General features: G+C 70.4%; 13 protein-coding genes. 7 read left to right on the top strand and 6 right to left on the bottom strand.

The window, feature by feature from the left end; translation table 11 throughout:
• Window positions 1–344 precede the first annotated feature (344 nt).
• Window positions 345–2,894, top strand: a complete 2,550-nt coding sequence (locus tag AB0924_RS23965; protein ID WP_366912514.1) for a Helicase associated domain protein — start codon at window positions 345–347, stop codon at window positions 2,892–2,894.
• 132 nt (window positions 2,895–3,026) lie between these two features.
• On the opposite strand, the gene AB0924_RS23960 is transcribed toward AB0924_RS23965, so the two are convergent.
• The gene (locus tag AB0924_RS23960) at window positions 3,027–3,611 is read right to left on the bottom strand and encodes a PepSY domain-containing protein (RefSeq protein ID WP_366912468.1); all 585 of its coding nucleotides are present in this window, start codon (window positions 3,609–3,611) and stop codon (window positions 3,027–3,029) included.
• Between the two features lie 151 nt (window positions 3,612–3,762).
• Here AB0924_RS23960 and AB0924_RS23955 point away from each other — a divergent pair, with 151 nt between their 5' ends.
• Entirely contained in the window at window positions 3,763–4,425 is a 663-nt protein-coding gene (locus tag AB0924_RS23955) for a response regulator transcription factor (RefSeq protein ID WP_358937242.1), read from the top strand.
• A 32-nt stretch (window positions 4,426–4,457) separates the two neighbouring features.
• Window positions 4,458–6,086 (top strand): HAMP domain-containing sensor histidine kinase, encoded by a 1,629-nt coding sequence (locus AB0924_RS23950; RefSeq protein ID WP_366912513.1) that lies wholly within the window; start codon window positions 4,458–4,460, stop codon window positions 6,084–6,086.
• Between the two features lie 184 nt (window positions 6,087–6,270).
• Here AB0924_RS23950 and ppk2 read toward each other — a convergent pair whose 3' ends face one another.
• Complete coding sequence (gene ppk2 / locus AB0924_RS23945) at window positions 6,271–7,266, bottom strand: polyphosphate kinase 2 (RefSeq protein ID WP_358937240.1); 996 nt, start codon at window positions 7,264–7,266, stop codon at window positions 6,271–6,273.
• A 268-nt stretch (window positions 7,267–7,534) separates the two neighbouring features.
• On the bottom strand, window positions 7,535–8,266 hold the full coding sequence (locus tag AB0924_RS23940; protein WP_358937238.1) for a TetR/AcrR family transcriptional regulator: 732 nt from the start codon (window positions 8,264–8,266) through the stop codon (window positions 7,535–7,537).
• Window positions 8,267–8,603: 337 nt separating this feature from the next.
• Here AB0924_RS23940 and AB0924_RS23935 point away from each other — a divergent pair, with 337 nt between their 5' ends.
• The 3 genes from AB0924_RS23935 (at window position 8,604) to AB0924_RS23925 (ending at window position 13,071) form a co-directional block, all read left to right on the top strand.
• Window positions 8,604–10,088 carry an APC family permease gene (locus tag AB0924_RS23935; RefSeq protein ID WP_358937236.1) on the top strand — a complete coding sequence of 495 codons (1,485 nt, stop codon included), beginning with the start codon at window positions 8,604–8,606 and terminating at the stop codon, window positions 10,086–10,088.
• A gap of 56 nt (window positions 10,089–10,144) precedes the next feature.
• Window positions 10,145–11,791: an amidohydrolase gene (locus tag AB0924_RS23930; RefSeq protein ID WP_366912467.1), complete on the top strand. Its 1,647-nt coding sequence runs from the start codon at window positions 10,145–10,147 to the stop codon at window positions 11,789–11,791.
• Between the two features lie 446 nt (window positions 11,792–12,237).
• Window positions 12,238–13,071, top strand: coding sequence for a thioesterase family protein (locus tag AB0924_RS23925; RefSeq protein WP_366912466.1), 834 nt, complete (start codon window positions 12,238–12,240; stop codon window positions 13,069–13,071).
• A 984-nt stretch (window positions 13,072–14,055) separates the two neighbouring features.
• Here the strand turns inward: AB0924_RS23925 and AB0924_RS23920 are convergent.
• Window positions 14,056–14,865 carry a formate/nitrite transporter family protein gene (locus AB0924_RS23920; protein WP_358940143.1) on the bottom strand — a complete coding sequence of 270 codons (810 nt, stop codon included), beginning with the start codon at window positions 14,863–14,865 and terminating at the stop codon, window positions 14,056–14,058.
• Between the two features lie 163 nt (window positions 14,866–15,028).
• A complete protein-coding gene (locus AB0924_RS23915) occupies window positions 15,029–15,187 on the bottom strand; it encodes a hypothetical protein (RefSeq protein WP_366912465.1) in 159 nt (52 codons plus the stop codon).
• Window positions 15,188–15,477: 290 nt separating this feature from the next.
• Between AB0924_RS23915 and AB0924_RS23910 the strand changes: the two genes are divergently transcribed.
• On the top strand, window positions 15,478–15,654 hold the full coding sequence (locus tag AB0924_RS23910; protein ID WP_358940141.1) for a DUF6233 domain-containing protein: 177 nt from the start codon (window positions 15,478–15,480) through the stop codon (window positions 15,652–15,654).
• Between the two features lie 370 nt (window positions 15,655–16,024).
• On the opposite strand, the gene AB0924_RS23905 is transcribed toward AB0924_RS23910, so the two are convergent.
• Entirely contained in the window at window positions 16,025–16,213 is a 189-nt protein-coding gene (locus AB0924_RS23905) for a hypothetical protein (RefSeq protein ID WP_366912464.1), read from the bottom strand.
• Between the last annotated feature and the right edge of the window lie 376 nt (window positions 16,214–16,589).

Raw genomic sequence — 16,589 nt, 5'->3', positions numbered from 1 at the left:
CGGAGGTGGATCACCCGCGAGGCCGTTCGGGCGCCTTATTTAGATGCAGAAGCGTCTTACATGCGTTCGACAATAATTGCAGACGCGGGGTAATGCAACTGGGGCCCACGCCCGCCAACAGGGGCCTGGTGGGTCACCCGCCAGACACGCACTCGGCCAACCCACCACCGCGCAGGCGGAGCCAGCCGCCCAGTCGTCCACCCCGAGCCACACAGCGGGCCCGGTGCGAGGCCGTCACCCGCCTAGCATGAGGGGCGAGGCGACGCTCAAACTGCACTGGCCCGGCCTCCCTGCGCCCAGCGCATGCGCAACCACACCGGCTCAAGCCCAGGACGTAACGCGTGATGAAGACTCTCCGCGCACACCAGCGCGAGGCCGTGGACGCGCTGCTCCGCGCTCTCGAGCTGCCCGCACGGTCGACCGTGCCCGAGCGGGGTCTGCGGACGCAGGCGGTCATGGCGACCGGCTCCGGGAAGACCCTCGTCGCCGTGCGCGGCGCGGAGGAGTTGCAGGCGGGTCGTGTGCTGGTGCTCGTGCCCTCGCTGGACCTGCTCACCCAGACCGAGGCTGCCTGGCGCGAGGGCGGCCGTACCGGTCCGATGATCGGGATCTCTTCCCTGCGCGGAGGCGAGGCGGGCTTCCCGAACACCACGGACGTGAGCGAGCTCGTCGCCTGGGTGCAGCCGTTCGACAAAGTCACGGTGTTCGCCACGTACGCGTCCCTCGGACTCGGCACACTCGAAAGCGCCCACGCCGCCGGCCTGCCCGGCTGGGACCTCATCGTCGTCGACGAAGCCCACCGGACCTCGGGACGGATCGGCAAGCCCTGGGCAGTCGTCCACGACAACACCCGCATCCCCGCCCTGCGTCGGCTCTACATGACCGCCACTCCCCGGCTCTGGCAGACGGACGAAGACCCTGACCAGGAGGCGCCGGGCGCACCGGGCGAACCGGTCGCCTCGATGGAGGACGACCCCAAGGGGCCGTTCGGAGCCCGCTGCTACACACTCACGCTGTCCGAGGCGATCGACCGAGGCATCTGCGCCCCCTACCAGGTGGTGTGCGTCGATATCACCGACACTCAGTTCCAGGCCGCCCTGCTCCTCGGAGCGGACGGGCGTTCCGAGGCAGTGCGCGGGGCCCGCCTCGCCGCCCTGCAGACCGCGCTGGTCAAGGCCTCCGCCGAGGAAGGCTTCCGCCGCACCCTCGTCTTCCACCACGTGGTCAAGGAGGCCGAGGCGTTCGCGGCCGGCCTGCCCGGCGTCGCCGAGCGGCTTCATGCCGCGGATCCCGGGCTGTACCCGCACACTGTCTGGGCGGACTGGCTGTGCGGTGACCACCGGGCCGACCACCGACGGCGCGTCCTGCGCGAGTTCGCCGACAGTCTCGCCGCTGACGGCACGGTCGTCGAGAAGAGCTTCCTCGGCTCGGTAAGAGTGCTCGGCGAAGGCGTCGACACCAGGAACTGCGACTCGGTGTACTTCGCCGACGTACGCGGCTCCATGCCCGACCTCGTCCAAGCCGTCGGCCGCGCCCTACGCATCCACCCCGGCGAAGGCAAGACGGCCTCACTGGTCGTGCCGGTGCTGCTCGGCCCCGGGGAGACGCTGGACAGCATGCTCACCAGCCGCGCCTTCGGCGGACTCGCCAAACTCCTCGAGGCGCTCCGGGCACACGACACCCGCGTCGTGGAGCAGCTGGCCGAGCCCCAGGCGCGCAGTCGGGTGAGAGGCGTACAGACCCGCTCCGGAGATGAGAACGACGAGGACCAGGAGGGCTCGGACGCCGGCGAACAGGCCAGGCTGTCGACGCCGGCCCGCGCCTTGCTGAAGTTCTCCACCCCGCGCGACCCCGCCGCGCTCGCCGCGTTCATCAACCTCCGCGTCCTCAACCCCGAACACGCCCACGGGCGGCGCGGTTTCGAGGCCGCCACCCTCTACCACCGGCTCCACGGCGACCTACGCGTCCCCTTCACGTACCGCGTCCCCTCTGCGAGCGGCCAGAAGACGGAAGACGAGGAGTGGCCGAGCGCTCTGGCGGCCTTCCCACTGGGACAGTGGATCGCCGACGCCAGAAGGTTCCAGGCTCGCGGCGACATGGATCCCGAGCGCGTCGAGCATTTGAAGAAGCTCGGCATGGTCTGGTCGCACTACGACGTCGCCTGGGAAGAAGGGCTTGCCGCCGCGCGCGGGTGGGCCGAGGAGAACGGGCACCTCCTGGCGCCCACCGACGCCACCCATCACGGATACCGCGTGGGCATCTGGCTGAAGAACGCGCGGGCCGCCGCCCGGCGGGCGCGGGAGAACGAGCAGCGGCGTGCCCAAGGGCTACCGGCCCAGTCGGCCGCCGGGGCCCTGTCCGAGGAGCGACGCGAGCAGTTGGACGACATCGACCCGGCCTGGTGCCCCGCTTGGCCGGTCGACTGGCAACGCGCCTTTCACCTCACCCGGCAGCACCTCGAGGCCGGCGGCACGCTGCCCACCACGCCAGGCGACGTGGTGCACCAGGGCGAAGACCTCGGACGGTGGGTACGAGCCCAGCGGGTCGGCTTCGACAAACTCACCGGCGTACAACAGTGGATGCTCGAACACGTCCTCGGCGTCCAACCCGCCGACGACGGCGAGAGACCGAAGCCGCGCCGCACACAGGCCGACAAGTGGGCGCTCAACCTCGCCGCCGCCAAGCAGTTCTACCAGCGCGAAGGACATCTTCGCGTACCCCGCAAACATATCGAACGCATCGACGGCGACGGCGACGTGAACGGGAGCGGTGAGCACCAGGAGGTGCGGGCGATCAGGCTCGGAGCATGGGTCAGCAACCAGCGAAGCAGGGCCGCGGCCCTGTCACCGGAACGCATCGAGCAACTCTCCGCCATCGGCATGCGCTGGGCATAGTCCAGCGCGCCCGGGCACGAGCCGGGTGAGTGCGGCGAAGCCGGCGTTGGTCTGCGGTGACGGCGCAGCGGAGTACCGGACTTCGTCGCACGCACGCGACCCGCCGCGCACCGCCCCGCCCGCGCCGTCACGTCAGTGGTCGTCGACTCCGTGGCCGCCACGGTCGTGGTCCCGGCCCCGGCCGCGTCCGTCGTCGTCACCGGCCTGATCGTCCCCCGCCTTCAGGCGGTCGTCGCCGCGGCCGTGGACGCCGTGGTCATCCTCCGGGCGGTCGTCGCCGATACTGGTGGATCCACCATGGCCACTCCTCCGACGGGCGCCGGTGCCGGTGGAGCCTGCGTGGTCGTCGCCCGGGCGGTGGTCGCCGACGCGCCGGTCCAGGATGACGGCGCCCGTGCGGGTGTCGACGCGCACTTCGCGCCGGATGCGGTCGGCACCGACGATGTGCACCTCCCAGTAACCCGGGTGGTCGCCGTCGACTTCGACCTCGGTGACGGTTCCCGGGTATTCCTTGCGCGCGGCGGCCGCCGCCTGGGCGGCCGTGAGCGACGTCGACGACGTCGACAGTGAGGGTGCCGGCGAAGCGGTGGCGGACGGTCGGTCCTCGGGACCGCCGCCGTGCCGGTCTGTGCCGCCCATGGCGAGCGCCGAGTACCCGCTGCCGCCGATGAGTACGGCGGCCGCCAGGACGGTGGCGATGGAAGTGGTGCGCTTCATGTCGAGCCTCCCCGGCCGGACGGCTGCCCGGCCCGTGTCGTAGCTGTTCTGTGTCCTGTCTGTTCGGTGACGCCAATGTGCCGGGGGGAAGCTGAAGGGGACCTGAAGCAACCTGAAGATCCCTTCAGGTTCCGTTTGGGAGGCTTGGCCCATGCGCCTGTTGATCGTGGAGGACGAGAAGCGGCTCGCGCTCTCGTTGGCGAAGGGCCTGCGGGCCGAGGGCTTCGCCGTGGACGTCGTCCACGACGGGAGGGAGGGCCTGCGTCTGGCTGCCGAGGGCGTCCACGATCTGGTCGTGCTCGACATCATGCTGCCGGGCCTCAACGGCTACAGGGTTTGCGCGGCCCTGCGCGCTGCGGGCCACGATGTGCCGATCCTGATGCTCACGGCCAAGGACGGCGAGTACGACGAGGCGGAAGGCCTGGACACCGGCGCCGACGACTACCTCACGAAACCGTTCTCCTACATGGTGCTGGTGGCGCGGGTGAAGGCGCTGCTGCGCCGCAGCGGTTCCGCCGGCGCGTCGCCGGTTCTGCGCGTCGGAAGTCTCGTCGTCGACACGGCCACCCGCCGGGTGTGCCGGGGTGAGAGGGAAGTGACGCTCACCGCGAAGGAGTTCGCCGTGCTGGAACAGCTCGTGACACGGGCCGGACAGGTGGTCGGCAAGCTCGAGATCCTTGAGCACGTCTGGGACTTCGCCTACGACGGCGACCCGAACATCGTCGAGGTGTACATCAGCACGCTGCGCCGTAAACTCGGCACCGACACGATCCAGACCGTGCGCGGGGCCGGTTACCGGATGGTGGCCTCGTGAAGCGGCGGCTGCTGGGTTCCGTGAAGGCCACGATGGTCCTTCTGGCCACCGCCGTGGTCACGGTCGCGCTGGTGGCCGCCGGGGTCGCGGTGCTGGTGTCGCTGCGCATGAACCTCACCGAGCAGGCGCAGAACGAGGCCAACGACACGGCCCGCAGGATCGCCCTCCAGGTCGCCACCTGGCGCGGCGGAGAGGCCCGGCTGCCGCTGCCGGACGGCGCCCAGGAGGGGATCCCGGTCCAGGTCACGGACAAGGACGGGCACCTGCTGGCCGTCGGCAAGGGTCTGGAGAGCATCAGCGGCACCGGTGTGACAGCCGTGCGCGTGCCGCGGACCGCCGCTTCCTCCCCTCCCCCGTCCCCGTCCGCTTCCCCGACACCAACGCCATCGCCATCGTCGGCCTCCTCCTCCCGGTTCGGCGGTGAAACGGCCGACGACCATGGCGGGGGCCGCGGCCGGGACAAGGACCGCGGCAGCGACGACAGCGGCTCGCACGACAGCGCATCGGACGACCACGGTTCCGACGACCACGGCAGCGTCGCCGACCCGACGCCCCAGGCGAAGGACCCGGCCATCGGGACCATCGGTGACACTGTTCAGGAACGCTCTGGACGGGCGGTGGTCGACGGCCGCAGTGCCCCCTACCGGTTCGCCACCATCAAGGCCACCGACCTCGGCGGCCGGACGGTCCTGGTCCACGCGGGCGCCTCGCTGGCGACCCGCGAGAGCGCCGTCCGCAGCACCGCGCTGGCGATGCTGGCGGGACTTCCGCTGGTCCTGGCGGCTGTCGGCGGCGTGACCTGGCTGGTCTCACGACGCGCTCTGGCCCCCGTGGAGGGCATTCGGCGGGAGATGGCGGCGATCACCGCCTCCGAGGATCTCTCCCGGCGCGTGCCTGAACCCGCCTCGCACGACGAAGTGGCCCATCTGGCCCGCACCACCAACGAGACGCTCACCGCGCTGGAGGCCGCCGTCGACCGGCAACGCCGCTTCGTCGCCGACGCCTCCCACGAACTGCGCAGCCCCATCGCCTCGCTGCGCACCCAACTCGAAGTCGGCTCGGCCCACCCGCAACTCCTGGACGTACCGGGCGCCGTGAAGGACACCGAACGGTTGCAGGACCTCGCCGCCGATCTGCTGCTCCTCGCACGGCTCGACGCCGGCGAGCGGCCCGGGCAGGCACCGGTCGACCTCGGCGAGCTGGTCCGTGAGGAGGTCGGGCGCCGTCCCGCGGACCGCACACCGATATCCGTCGACGCCGGCGAGCAACACCACGTGGCGGGTTCACGCGGTCAGTTGAACCGGGTGATCGGCAACCTCCTGGACAACGCCCAACGCCACGCCCGCACCGAGGTCGTCGTGCGCGTCCAGGGGCAAGGCGACCGGATCGTCCTCACGGTCGCGGACGACGGCGGCGGGGTACCGGCCGCCGAGCGCGGCAGGATCTTCGAACGGTTCGTACGACTGGACGACGCCCGTGCCCGTGACGACGGCGGCGCCGGTCTCGGCCTGCCCATCGCCCGCGACGTGGCGCGCCGTCACGGCGGCACACTCACCGCAGGTGAAGCACCGTCCGGAGGTGCCCTCTTCGAACTACGCCTTCCCGCAGCCACCGCACCCCGCCGACCGCACGCAACCCCGAAGTACGCCCCAGAGCCCTGACAAGGCCGGCGCCTGTGTGACAGCACCCGCCGCAGCCGACCAACCTGCCCGGAGACGAACCGCCCGCTCCGTACGGGGACCACGCGAGCCGCGGGCCGGGAACGGGGCGGAACTCAACTGCCATGCGGGCAGACACCGCGGACCAGCGCGCCAGTTCTTCATCAAGGGGTCGGCTACCCGACCGTCAGCTCGGGTCCGGATGGTTCCCGGGCCCGCCGCCGGGTCCTGCCAGCGGTGTCGGCGAGAGAGCCGTTGGTTGCTCACCCGGTTCCAGCAGAGTGTCCGCCGCGCCGACGATCAGCGGATCGGGCGTATCCACCGCCGCCAGGTCCTTGGCCGGGTAGTCGCACCGGTTCAGCAGACTGCGCATCGCCTCCAGCCGGCCCCGCCGCTTGTCGTTGTTCTTCACGACCGTCCAGGGCGCGTGCGCGGTGTCGGTCGCCCGGAACATGTCGACCTTGGCCGCGGTGTAGTCGTCCCAGCGGTCGAGCGAAGCGAGATCGGTCGGGGACAGCTTCCAGCGGCGCACCGGGTCGACCTGCCGTATCGCGAACCGAGTGCGTTGCTCGGCACGCGACACCGAGAACCAGAACTTGACCAGCAGAATGCCGTCATCGGTCAGCAACCGCTCGAACAGCGGTGCCTGCTCGAGAAACTGCCGGTACTCCTCCTCCGAGCAGAACTCCATGACCCTTTCGACTCCCGCCCGGTTGTACCAGGACCGGTCGAAGAAGACGATCTCGCCGCGAGCCGGCAGGTGGGTGACGTACCGCTGGAAGTACCACTGCCCCGCCTCCCGCTCGGTGGGCTTGTCCAACGCGACCACACGGGCACCACGGGGGTTCAGCCGCTCGGTGAACCGCTTGATGGCGCCACCCTTGCCGGCCGCGTCCCGCCCTTCGCAGACCACGACGATCCGCTGCCCCGTCTCCTTCACCCACCGCTGCAGCTTGAGCAGCTCGATCTGCAGGATCCGCTTGGTCCGCTCGTACTCGCGTCGCCCGACCCGGTGGTCGTACGGGTGGTTTTCCCGCCAGGTCTCGATCGGCCGGCCGTCGCCGTCCAGGAGCACCGGCCGCTCCGGCTGCCGATCGTCCACCGCGAGCCCGTGCAACAGGTCGTCCTCCCGCCCGGTGCTCCGACTCCCCTGTGCGTCCAGCACCTGCTCCTGCTCGGCCACGCGCCCCGCCTCTCCACCTCTTCACTGGGACCGGTGATCTCCCCTCCGCGTGCCCCGGGAGGCCGGAACCAGGCGCACTACTGCGGACCTTGTACTGCTTCGGGTTGGTTTCAACCGCCGCATCGCAGCGCTCCCGCACCGCAGCGGTAGTGCAGGGGACTCGGATTCATGCAGCGGCGGCCTCGGCGCGCCCGCCCGGGACGTCATTCTCGAACCCGGCGCCCGCTTGGCCCGGCGGGCGACGGCATCGGTCCGTCCCGGCCCGCCGTCACCGGGCGTGCCGGTCGAGTGCGGCCTGCAGTCCGTCCAGGAAGACCTCCAGCGCGCCTGGGTAGGCGCTGGTGCTCATGGTCCGTGCCAGGGTGTGGGCGGATTCGGCGATGCGGGGGTACTGGTCGGGCGGCAGCGAGGCGTACACCTCGCGCCAGGCCGCGCGGTCGGCCGCACCGGCTTCCGACGGCAGGGCGTTGGCGGCCGCGTCGATGGCTGCGAAGCCCAGTGTGAAGTCGATGAACCGGTGGTAGTAGAGGGCCGCCTCCTCCAGTCCGAAGCCGGCGCCACGCAGGATGCCCAGGCCGAGCTCGACGCCTCTCATCTCGTTGGGGCGACGGGTGACCCGGGAGGCGGCGAGCACCGCGGCATGAGGGTGGGCGGTGTACGTGCGGTGCAGGTTGATCCCGACAAGGCGCAGGTCATCACGCCAGTCACCGGTGGCCCGCACGTTTTCGAGGCTCATCCCGATCAGTTCGTCCGCGACCGCGAGGACGAGGTCGTCGGTGCTGCGGAAGTAGCGGTACAGCGCCGACGGGTCGGCCCCCAGCGCGATGCCGAGGCGTCGCACGCCCAGCGCGTCGTGGCCGTGCTGGCTCAGCAGCCGGATCGCTGTCCGCACGATCAGCTCCTGGCTGAGCACCGTGCCCGTCCGCGTCGTACGGCGCCGCCGACCGGCCGCGAGCCGGCTGGCAGGGACGGCGTCATCCGCGTCATCGAAGGTGCTCACCCGGACTCCGATCCATGAGGGAAGGTGCGGCAGACCGCTCTTATGACAACGCGATTGACCTTAAAAGTCCAGAGCTGTTTGATGTGGCTCCACCAGCGCGACACGTCCGTGCGGCTCGTACCGACGGTCACTGCGCGGGTCGGGTCGGTCCGGGCCGACCTGACCGGCAGTCCGGCGGCACGGCCGCGCCTGGGCGGGTCCGACGTATCCACCACTCCTACGTCGCGACGCGGCGACGGTCCGCGCACCACCGCGGCCCCGGCCGCCGCACCGGTACCCCTTCCTCCACCGCTCACGGACGCCGCGCGTGCGTCCCGCCACCCTGGACCGGTTGCCCATGGAACACACCACTTCGTCCCCACAGCTGAAGAAATCGCTGGGCGTCGTCGACGGCGTCGTACTGGCCGCGTCGAGTACCGCCGCGACCACCAGCATCGGTATCGGCATGGGCGTGCTCGCCTCGATCACCGGACGGCAGACTCCGCTCATCCTGCTGCTCGGCTTCCTGCCGATGCTCGGCATCGCCAGCGCGTACGCCCGCCTGAACAAGGCGGAACCGAACTGCGGCGCCGGATACGTATGGGTCGGGCGCAGCATGGGCCCGTGGCTCGGGATGATCGCCGGCTGGGTCCCGCTCGCCGGCGGCGTCGTCTTCCTCGCCTACACCACGTCCGTGACCGGCTCCGTCCTGGTGCAGTGCGCCCACAAGGCCGGCGTCAACAGCCTTCTTGGCCGGCACCTGGACGCCAACTCCACTCTCCAGTGCACCCTGATCGGCCTGCTCGTCCTCGCCGCGGTCACCGTGACCGCCGTGACCGGCGTCCACAAGGCCACCCGTCTGCAGACCTACCTGCTCGTCTTCGAGTACGCCGTGCTGCTGGTCTTCAGTTGCTGGGGTCTGATCGCGGGCGACCAGTCCATCTCCCTGTCCTGGTTCAGCCCGTTCGCCTTCGACTCGCCCGCCGCCCTGGCCCAGGGCCTGGTCCTGGCGGTCTTCTTCTACTGGGGCTGGGATGCCGCGTTCTCGGTCACCGAGGAGACGGAGCAGGCCGGTGACGCGGCCCGGGGCAGCTACATCGCCCTGTTCACCATGCTCGGTCTGTTCCTCCTGGGCGCCGTCGCCTTCCAGCGGGTCATGACCGCCTCCGAGATGAGCGACACCGGCCCCCAGGGCCTGACCTACTACGCCTCCCGGCTCGCCGACGAGCCCTGGGCCACCCTCCCGCTGATCGCCCTCATGTTCTCGGCCGTCGCCTCACTGCAGGCCGGCATCATCCCCACCGCCCGACTGACCCTGGCCATGAGCCGCGAACGCACCCTCGGACCCGTCTGGGCACGCATCAGCGCCCGGCACGGCGGGCCCACCGCCGGCACCGTCGTCGTCACGGTCATCTCCGCCGCCGTCGCCGTCCTGACCGTGGTGATTCCCAAGCTCAACGAGGCGATCCTGGCCGCGGTCAACGCCATCGGCATCCTCGTCGCGCTGTACTACGGGCTCACCGCCATCGCCTGCGCCCTGCGCTTCCGCGGCCTCATCCGCACCAGCCCGGGCGAAGCCGTCCTGGCCGTCCTCGTGCCGTCCGTGTGCGCCGTCCTTCTGTTCGCCCTCGGCGCCTACCTCGCGCTGTACTACGCGACCCTCAGCGACACCTTCGCCGTCAGCGTCGACAACGGCTGGTTCAACCTGCTGTGCCCCACCGTGATCCTCGCGGCCGGCCTCGTGGTGTCCGCGGTCGCCAAGTGGTACCGCCGTGCCCCCGCCTTCACCCGGACGACTCCGAACGTCACCGTCCCGGCCGCCGAAGCCGACTCCCTGTCCTGACCTCGGCGCCATTCCGACTCCGCCGTACACCCCCAGCGATTGGACCTCCCCACCTCATGTCCCAGCCCGCCGCGGACCTCGTCTTCACCAACGGCCCGGTCCTCACCACGGACCCGGCTCGCACCCGGGCCACCACCCTGGCCGTCACCGACGGCCGTATCACCGCCGTCGGCCACGACGAGGTCAAGGACCTCATCGGAACGCGCACCGAGGTCGTCGACCTGCACGGCCGCCTGCTGCTGCCCGGCTTCCAGGACGCCCACATCCACGCCGTCATGGGCGGCATCGAACTCGGCGAGTGCGACCTGACCGGGACCACCGACCCCGAGGAGTACGCCCGCCGCATCCGCACCTACGCCGACGCCCACCCGGACAGGGAGTGGATCACCGGCGGCGGCTGGTCCATGGAAAGCTTCGAGGGCGGCATACCGACCAGGCAGTTCCTCGACACCCTGGTACCCGACCGGCCCGTCTACCTGCTCAACCGGGACCACCACGGCGCCTGGGTCAACACCCGGGCCCTGGACATCGCCGGCATCAACGCCGCCACCCCCGACCCGCAGGACGGCCGCATCGAACGCGACCCGGCCGGCGCCCCCGTGGGCATGCTCCAGGAAGGCGCGGTGGCCCTGGTCGGCGCCCACCTGCCGCCCAAGACCGGGGCCGACCGTCTCGCCGGACTGCTGCGCGCCCAGGAACTCCTGCACGGCCTCGGCATCACCGCCTGGCAGGACGCCCTGCTGTGCGGGGCGGACGGCTACCCCGATCCCTCCGACGCCTATCTCACCGCGGCCCGTGACCGCACCCTGACCGCCTCGGTGACCGGCGCGCTGTGGTGGCGCAGGTCCGTGGGCGAAGAACAGATCCCCGACCTGCTTCACAACCGGCAGCGCCTCACCCACGGCAACCTCCGCTGCTCCACGGTCAAGATCATGCAGGACGGGGTCGCGGAGAACCACACCGCGGCCATGACCGCCCCCTACCTCGACGGCTGCGGATGCGCCACCGGTAACAGCGGTCTGAGCTTCGTCGACCCCGAAGCCCTCAAGCAGTACGTCACCGCCCTGGACGCCGCCGACTTCCAGGTCCACTTCCACGCCCTGGGCGACCGCGCCGTACGCGAAGCCCTCGACGCCGTCGCCGCCGCTCGCGCCGCCAACGGCAACCGTGACACCCGCCCCCATCTCGCCCATCTCCAGGTCGTCCACCCGGAGGACATCCACCGCTTCCGGCAGTTGGGAGCCACCGCCAACATCCAGGCCCTCTGGGCCGCCCACGAACCCCAGATGGACGAGCTCACCATCCCCTTCCTCGGCCCGGAACGCTCAGCCTGGCAGTATCCCTTCGGTGACCTCCTGCGCGCCGGGACCACCCTCGCCGCCGGCAGCGACTGGCCCGTCTCCAGCCCCGACCCCCTGGCCGGCATCCACGTAGCCGTCAACCGCACCCTGCCCGGCGCCGCCGACAAGCCGTTCCTGCCAGAGCAGGCCCTGGATCTCACCACCGCACTCACCGCCTACACGGCGGGCAGCGCCTATGTGAACCACCTCGACGACGCCGGAAGTCTGCGCCCCGGCAACCGGGCCGACCTCGTCGTCCTCGACCGGGACCCCTTCAGCGTTCCGCCCGAGGCCATCGCCGAGACCCGTGTCCACCTCACCTACATCGACGGCGAGCGCGTCCACACCGCGCCCACCGCCTGACCGACCGTCGCGTACACCCGGCTGTCCGCGGCGCGCACCACGGCAGGCCCCGGGTGACGCCCGGGGCCGCGTCAAATGCACATGTTCCGACGACCCGTGTCGGGCAGCGCCGGCACTTCACGCGTTCCGCCGGCAACGCGGATGCCGCATGATCGAGAGGTGCTGATCGAACTGGTGAAGGTCGCGAAGTTTCCCGAAGGCCTTGGCTTGCGGATGTCCGGACATCGTTCGGTCACACCGCGGTCCGCTGGTGCGGGGATCCTGCCGCGGCACCAGGCGAGTACCACGTCGAGTGGATGATCGACGAGGACATCGTCCGGCCGCGCTGACCGTCACCACCGGCCCTCACCTGTGGCGTCGTAACGCCCTGCTGAGCATCCCCGGCGGCACAGCCGTCCATGTAACCCTGGCCGGCACAGCCTTGACCCACTGAGAAGGACACCCTGTTGAGCACCGGCAGCTACTACGAGCCCATCGACACCAGCCGCTACAAGCCCACCGCGCACGCGAGCGGGGCGTGGGACCCCGACGAACAGCACTTCAGCCCGCTGGGCGGCCTCGCCGTGCACGCCATCGACCGCCACCTGGCCAGGCGGGCGGACAACAGCCTGCTCGTGTCCCGGATCAGCTTCGACATCCTCGGCCGCCTCGCCCTCGACGAGTGCGAGATCCGGGTGGAGACGATCCGGCCCGGCCGCACGATCGAACTGATCGAAGCCACCGCGCTCATCGCCGACCGCCCTGTGGTGCGGGCTCGCGCCTGGCTGCTCGCCGCCGGTGACACCACCGCCGTCGCCGGCGGCGCCCCGGAACCGCTCACCTCTCCCGACAAGCTCGCCTCGTGGCCCCTGACCGACGTGTGGCCCGGCGGCTACATCGCCTCCCTGGACGTACGGCCCCTCGCCGCCCCACAGCCGGGCCGCACGACCGCCTGGATCTCCACCGGCCTCGACCTCGTCGCCGGACAGAGGTCCAGCCCGCTCGCGTCCTACGTAGCGCTCGTCGACACCGCCAACGGCATCGCCATACGCCAGCCACCCACCGCCTGGATGTTCCCCAACGTCGACCTCACCATCCACCTGCACCGCCAACCGGAAGGCCGCTGGACCGGACTCGACACCACCGTCACCTTCGGCGCCACCGGCCAGGGCGTCACCACCAGCGTCCTGCACGACGTCCACGGCCCCCTCGGTCACGCCCAGCAGATCCTCACCATCCGCCCGCAACCGACGGCGGCCCCGCTCGAGCGCCAACGCCACCTCCGGTTTCCGTATGCGTGACGCCCGCTGCGCCACTTCTGGCCGGTCCGCCTGTCGATCCCGACGATCCGGCACGCTTCCCGGTTGCTCATGCCCTGCTGCATGAGCCGGGAGTATGCCTCCCGCTCCCGGGTGAGCTTCTTCCTGCCCTGAGCCTTCGTCCGGTCCTTACGGATCTCGAAATCCGTCGCACCCCTTGAACTGGGGTGCTGCAACGCAAGACGAACTGGCGGCGCCCCCATGTGAGATCCGGCTTCGGACCGCCGGCCGGTCAGGTAGACCGCCAGCGCACGCCTGCAGAACCTACTGACGAAGAACGGAAGTTGATCGAGCCGCTCCTGCCGCTAGGCACGTTCGGCCCCTACCCCGAGCGGCTGCGGCAGCAGTTCGAGGGCTGATCTGGCGGTTCCGCACTGGCAGCCCATGACGGGACATGCCGGCCGGGCACGCGGCCTGACAGACCGTCTATCATCGGTTTCTGCAGTGGCGTGACGCGGGCGTGTTCCAGCACCTGATGGACGAGTCGCCGAGGCGACACGGCGGGGCCAGGTGGACATGTCGCTGGTCAGTGCGGACTCCACGGTGCCCCACCCCCACCACAACGCAGCAGGCATGGCCGCGCACGAGGAGGTACTGACGGCCCTGGAGGGAGGCCGCCACCGACGAAAAAGGGGGCCGCGCGCAGGAACGAAAAGGTGCAGGTGGCCGCAGCGGACGTCGAAGGGCATGCCCCGCAGCGGGAGGAGCGGCAGCGTATCCGGCGCAGACGCCGGGCCCACGTGACCCGTCCTTCAGGCATCACGTGAGTACCCGCCTCCCGGCGGGTACAGACGCTCCTTTCCCGGTCCGCTGCCTGGTCACGACTCACCTGCCCCGGACACGAACTGAGCGAGACCACGTCGCTTCGAAGCCGTAGGGACAGGCCGGTAGGTGGAGCGGGCTTGGAGGGTCGGTGGTCAGCGGACGAGATGTGAGCCGCGGGGCTCCATGCCCACTTCGCGGGCGTCAGGAGTCGGCTTTCGCCGACTCGTTGTCGGCGCTGAGCACCGGGGCACTGCGAATGAGGCGCAGTGCAGTCGTCAGCAGAAGGCCGCCGACGATGTTGCCGAGGACCGCCCAGGCCAGCCACCTCAGCCAGTCGGCGTAACCGTAGGACGTCCTGCCGGTGTGCAGGCCGGCGAACGCGATCAGGGAGTCCAGCACTGAGTGCCACAGCCCGAGCCCCGCCAGGACGAACGCGGTGGTGATCGACGCGGTGATCTTCCCGGTCATGGACTCGGTGCCGTGATGCATGCGGGTCATGAGGGTGATGACGCCGCCGCCCAGCACGGTGAGGCAGAAGGTGCCCAGTGTGTAGCCTGCGTCGACGAAGTGCGCGCCCAGAGCAGCAGCGGTGCGGTGCAGGTCCGGATAGGCCTGCATGACCAGCCACATGAAGACCCATCCGCCGATCAGGTTCATCACCAGGACCGTCGCCCACATGCGCACCAGGTCGAGCCAGGTGGCCGCGCCGGCGATGACGGTGGCGACGGGCACCAGGAACCCTTCCGTGAAGAGCTCGCTGTGCCCGAGCAACAGAGCGATGAGCCCTACGGAGAAGGCCAGTCCGGCCAGGAGTTCACTGCCGGTCGCGTGCCGCACGAACAGCAGCGTCATGACGCCGACACCGACATCGATACCGCCCAGCAGCGAGGTGGCCACCAGCGACGTCCAGGTGCGGTGCAGCCGTTGCCGGCCCTCGGCCACGATACGTTCCGCCGCTTCGGCGACTCTCTGCTCCCCGGGACCCTGCATGATCTGGTCATCCGGCTCCATGGCGGTTCCTCCGGTCTCGCGTCAGCACGGGAACGTTCCGTCGGCCCAGTGACGGGAACGTTCCCGGAGAGATCTTCGGTCAGCCCGCCCCCGAATTCCGTCACCCACGCCATCCGACCCTGCAGAGTTCACAGACCTGATCGAGATCTGCTCAGCTGCTACGTCAACCGCGGTTGCAGCCGGCGCGCTTCCTCCGGTGGGAGACGGGTGCCATCGCCACGCACTCGAACACCTTCGACCCGGCGACCTGGTCGTTCTTCTCGAGGTTGTATGGCTCCCACGCGTACGTCTTGTGCATCCAGCGCCACTGCGTCGGGATCATCGCGGTCGGCTGCCTACGCGGGTCGCTCGGCCACCGCTCGCGCCGCCGGGACGCCTCATGAAGGCTGCCGGAGCATCGGTAGGGGGACGCCGAGCTCCGGCCCACACCCCCTGTCGGGCGGCGCTGTGCGGCGACACCTGGAGTGACGCATCAACCGCCAGGCGCGCTCGACCTCCAGAACGTAAGAGCCGCTGAATCCGGCCAGGCCGCCATGCCGGGTGGAGTGGGTCGTCGAACTCGGTATCGGTGTCGGCCGGCCCCCGGTGCAGGTCCATCGCGGCTCCTGCTAGATGGCGGGCAAACGACGCCGGCCCGTGGAACAGGACGAGGCCCGCCGTCTGCTCGCCGACGGCACCAGCGCCTGCCCCCACTGCCGGCCCGACACGGGCCTCGGCATCGTCGACTTAAGACAAGGATCGGCCTCGGACAGCGTGCGCTGTCCGAGGCCGATCCTGAAAAGGGTGTGATCGTGAAGGGCGGTCGCCTACGCGCCGAAAGGCTCTGCGGGGCTTCAGCCGAACGATCGTCCCCGCAGGCAATAGATGAGGCCCGGGGACACTGTCCCCTTCACCATCACGTGTTGTGCAACGACAAGAGCCCGGCGAACATTCCCTCGGCCTGCCGCTGCCGCTCGTGTGTGCTGTTCAATGCGAGAGGGGCAAGCGGAGGCTTCCCGTGGCCCGGTCCTCGTGGAACGCGACGTCGGAGCCCGGCCGAACCGGTTGGCCTCCGTAGAAGAGCCATGCCGCACCGACCAGCCCTCGGGAGCGAGCTGTAGGGGTTGCGGCCGGTGCCGTGACCGCGTGCCTCGCGACCAAGGGGCGGGCGCCCTGCTGCTCAGGGCCCGGGGTGCGAGGCGGCCTTCAGCTTCCAGCCGCTGCCGCTGCAGGCCTCATGCAGGGGCGGGAACCGGTGCCCTTTCACGTCGGTGCTGTACTCGTGGCCCTGGCCGCAGTCGCATTCGTAGATCCCGGACTGGGGGAGGATCTCGCCCGGCTGGTGAACCTTCTCGCTGCTCTCGCTCATGACGTCAGTGTCTGTAGCCGGTCCCTGGGTGAGTCCTTCCCGTAGATCCGGCCGCACAGCAGCTGCTCATCGTCGCTGTCCATGCTCGCAGCCAGCACCGACAACGACGGCTTCCAGGACGGTCGTGGGCACTGCCCTCGCGCTGCCGGCAGGTTGGCCTTCGTGGGGGCCCACTGGGTGAACTTCCGATCACCGTCGACTTCAGCGGCCAGCCGTACGTCACCCGGCACGTGCCCGCCCCGAGGAACTCTCGCGCCGCGAGTAGCCGGCCACTTCCGCCCGGCTGCTGCTGATCGGCGGATCCGCCTGGGCGCGGCCGGAACGGTGCCCACGACGAAGTCGACACAGCAGGGGGAGAGCGTGGCGAAGGTTCGAG

Source organism: Streptomyces sp. NPDC047869 (assembly GCF_040704065.1).
Taxonomy (GTDB): Bacteria; Actinomycetota; Actinomycetes; order Streptomycetales; family Streptomycetaceae; genus Streptomyces.
The sequence above is the reverse complement of the archived record's forward strand: the minus strand, read 5'-3'. Positions and strand labels throughout refer to the sequence as shown.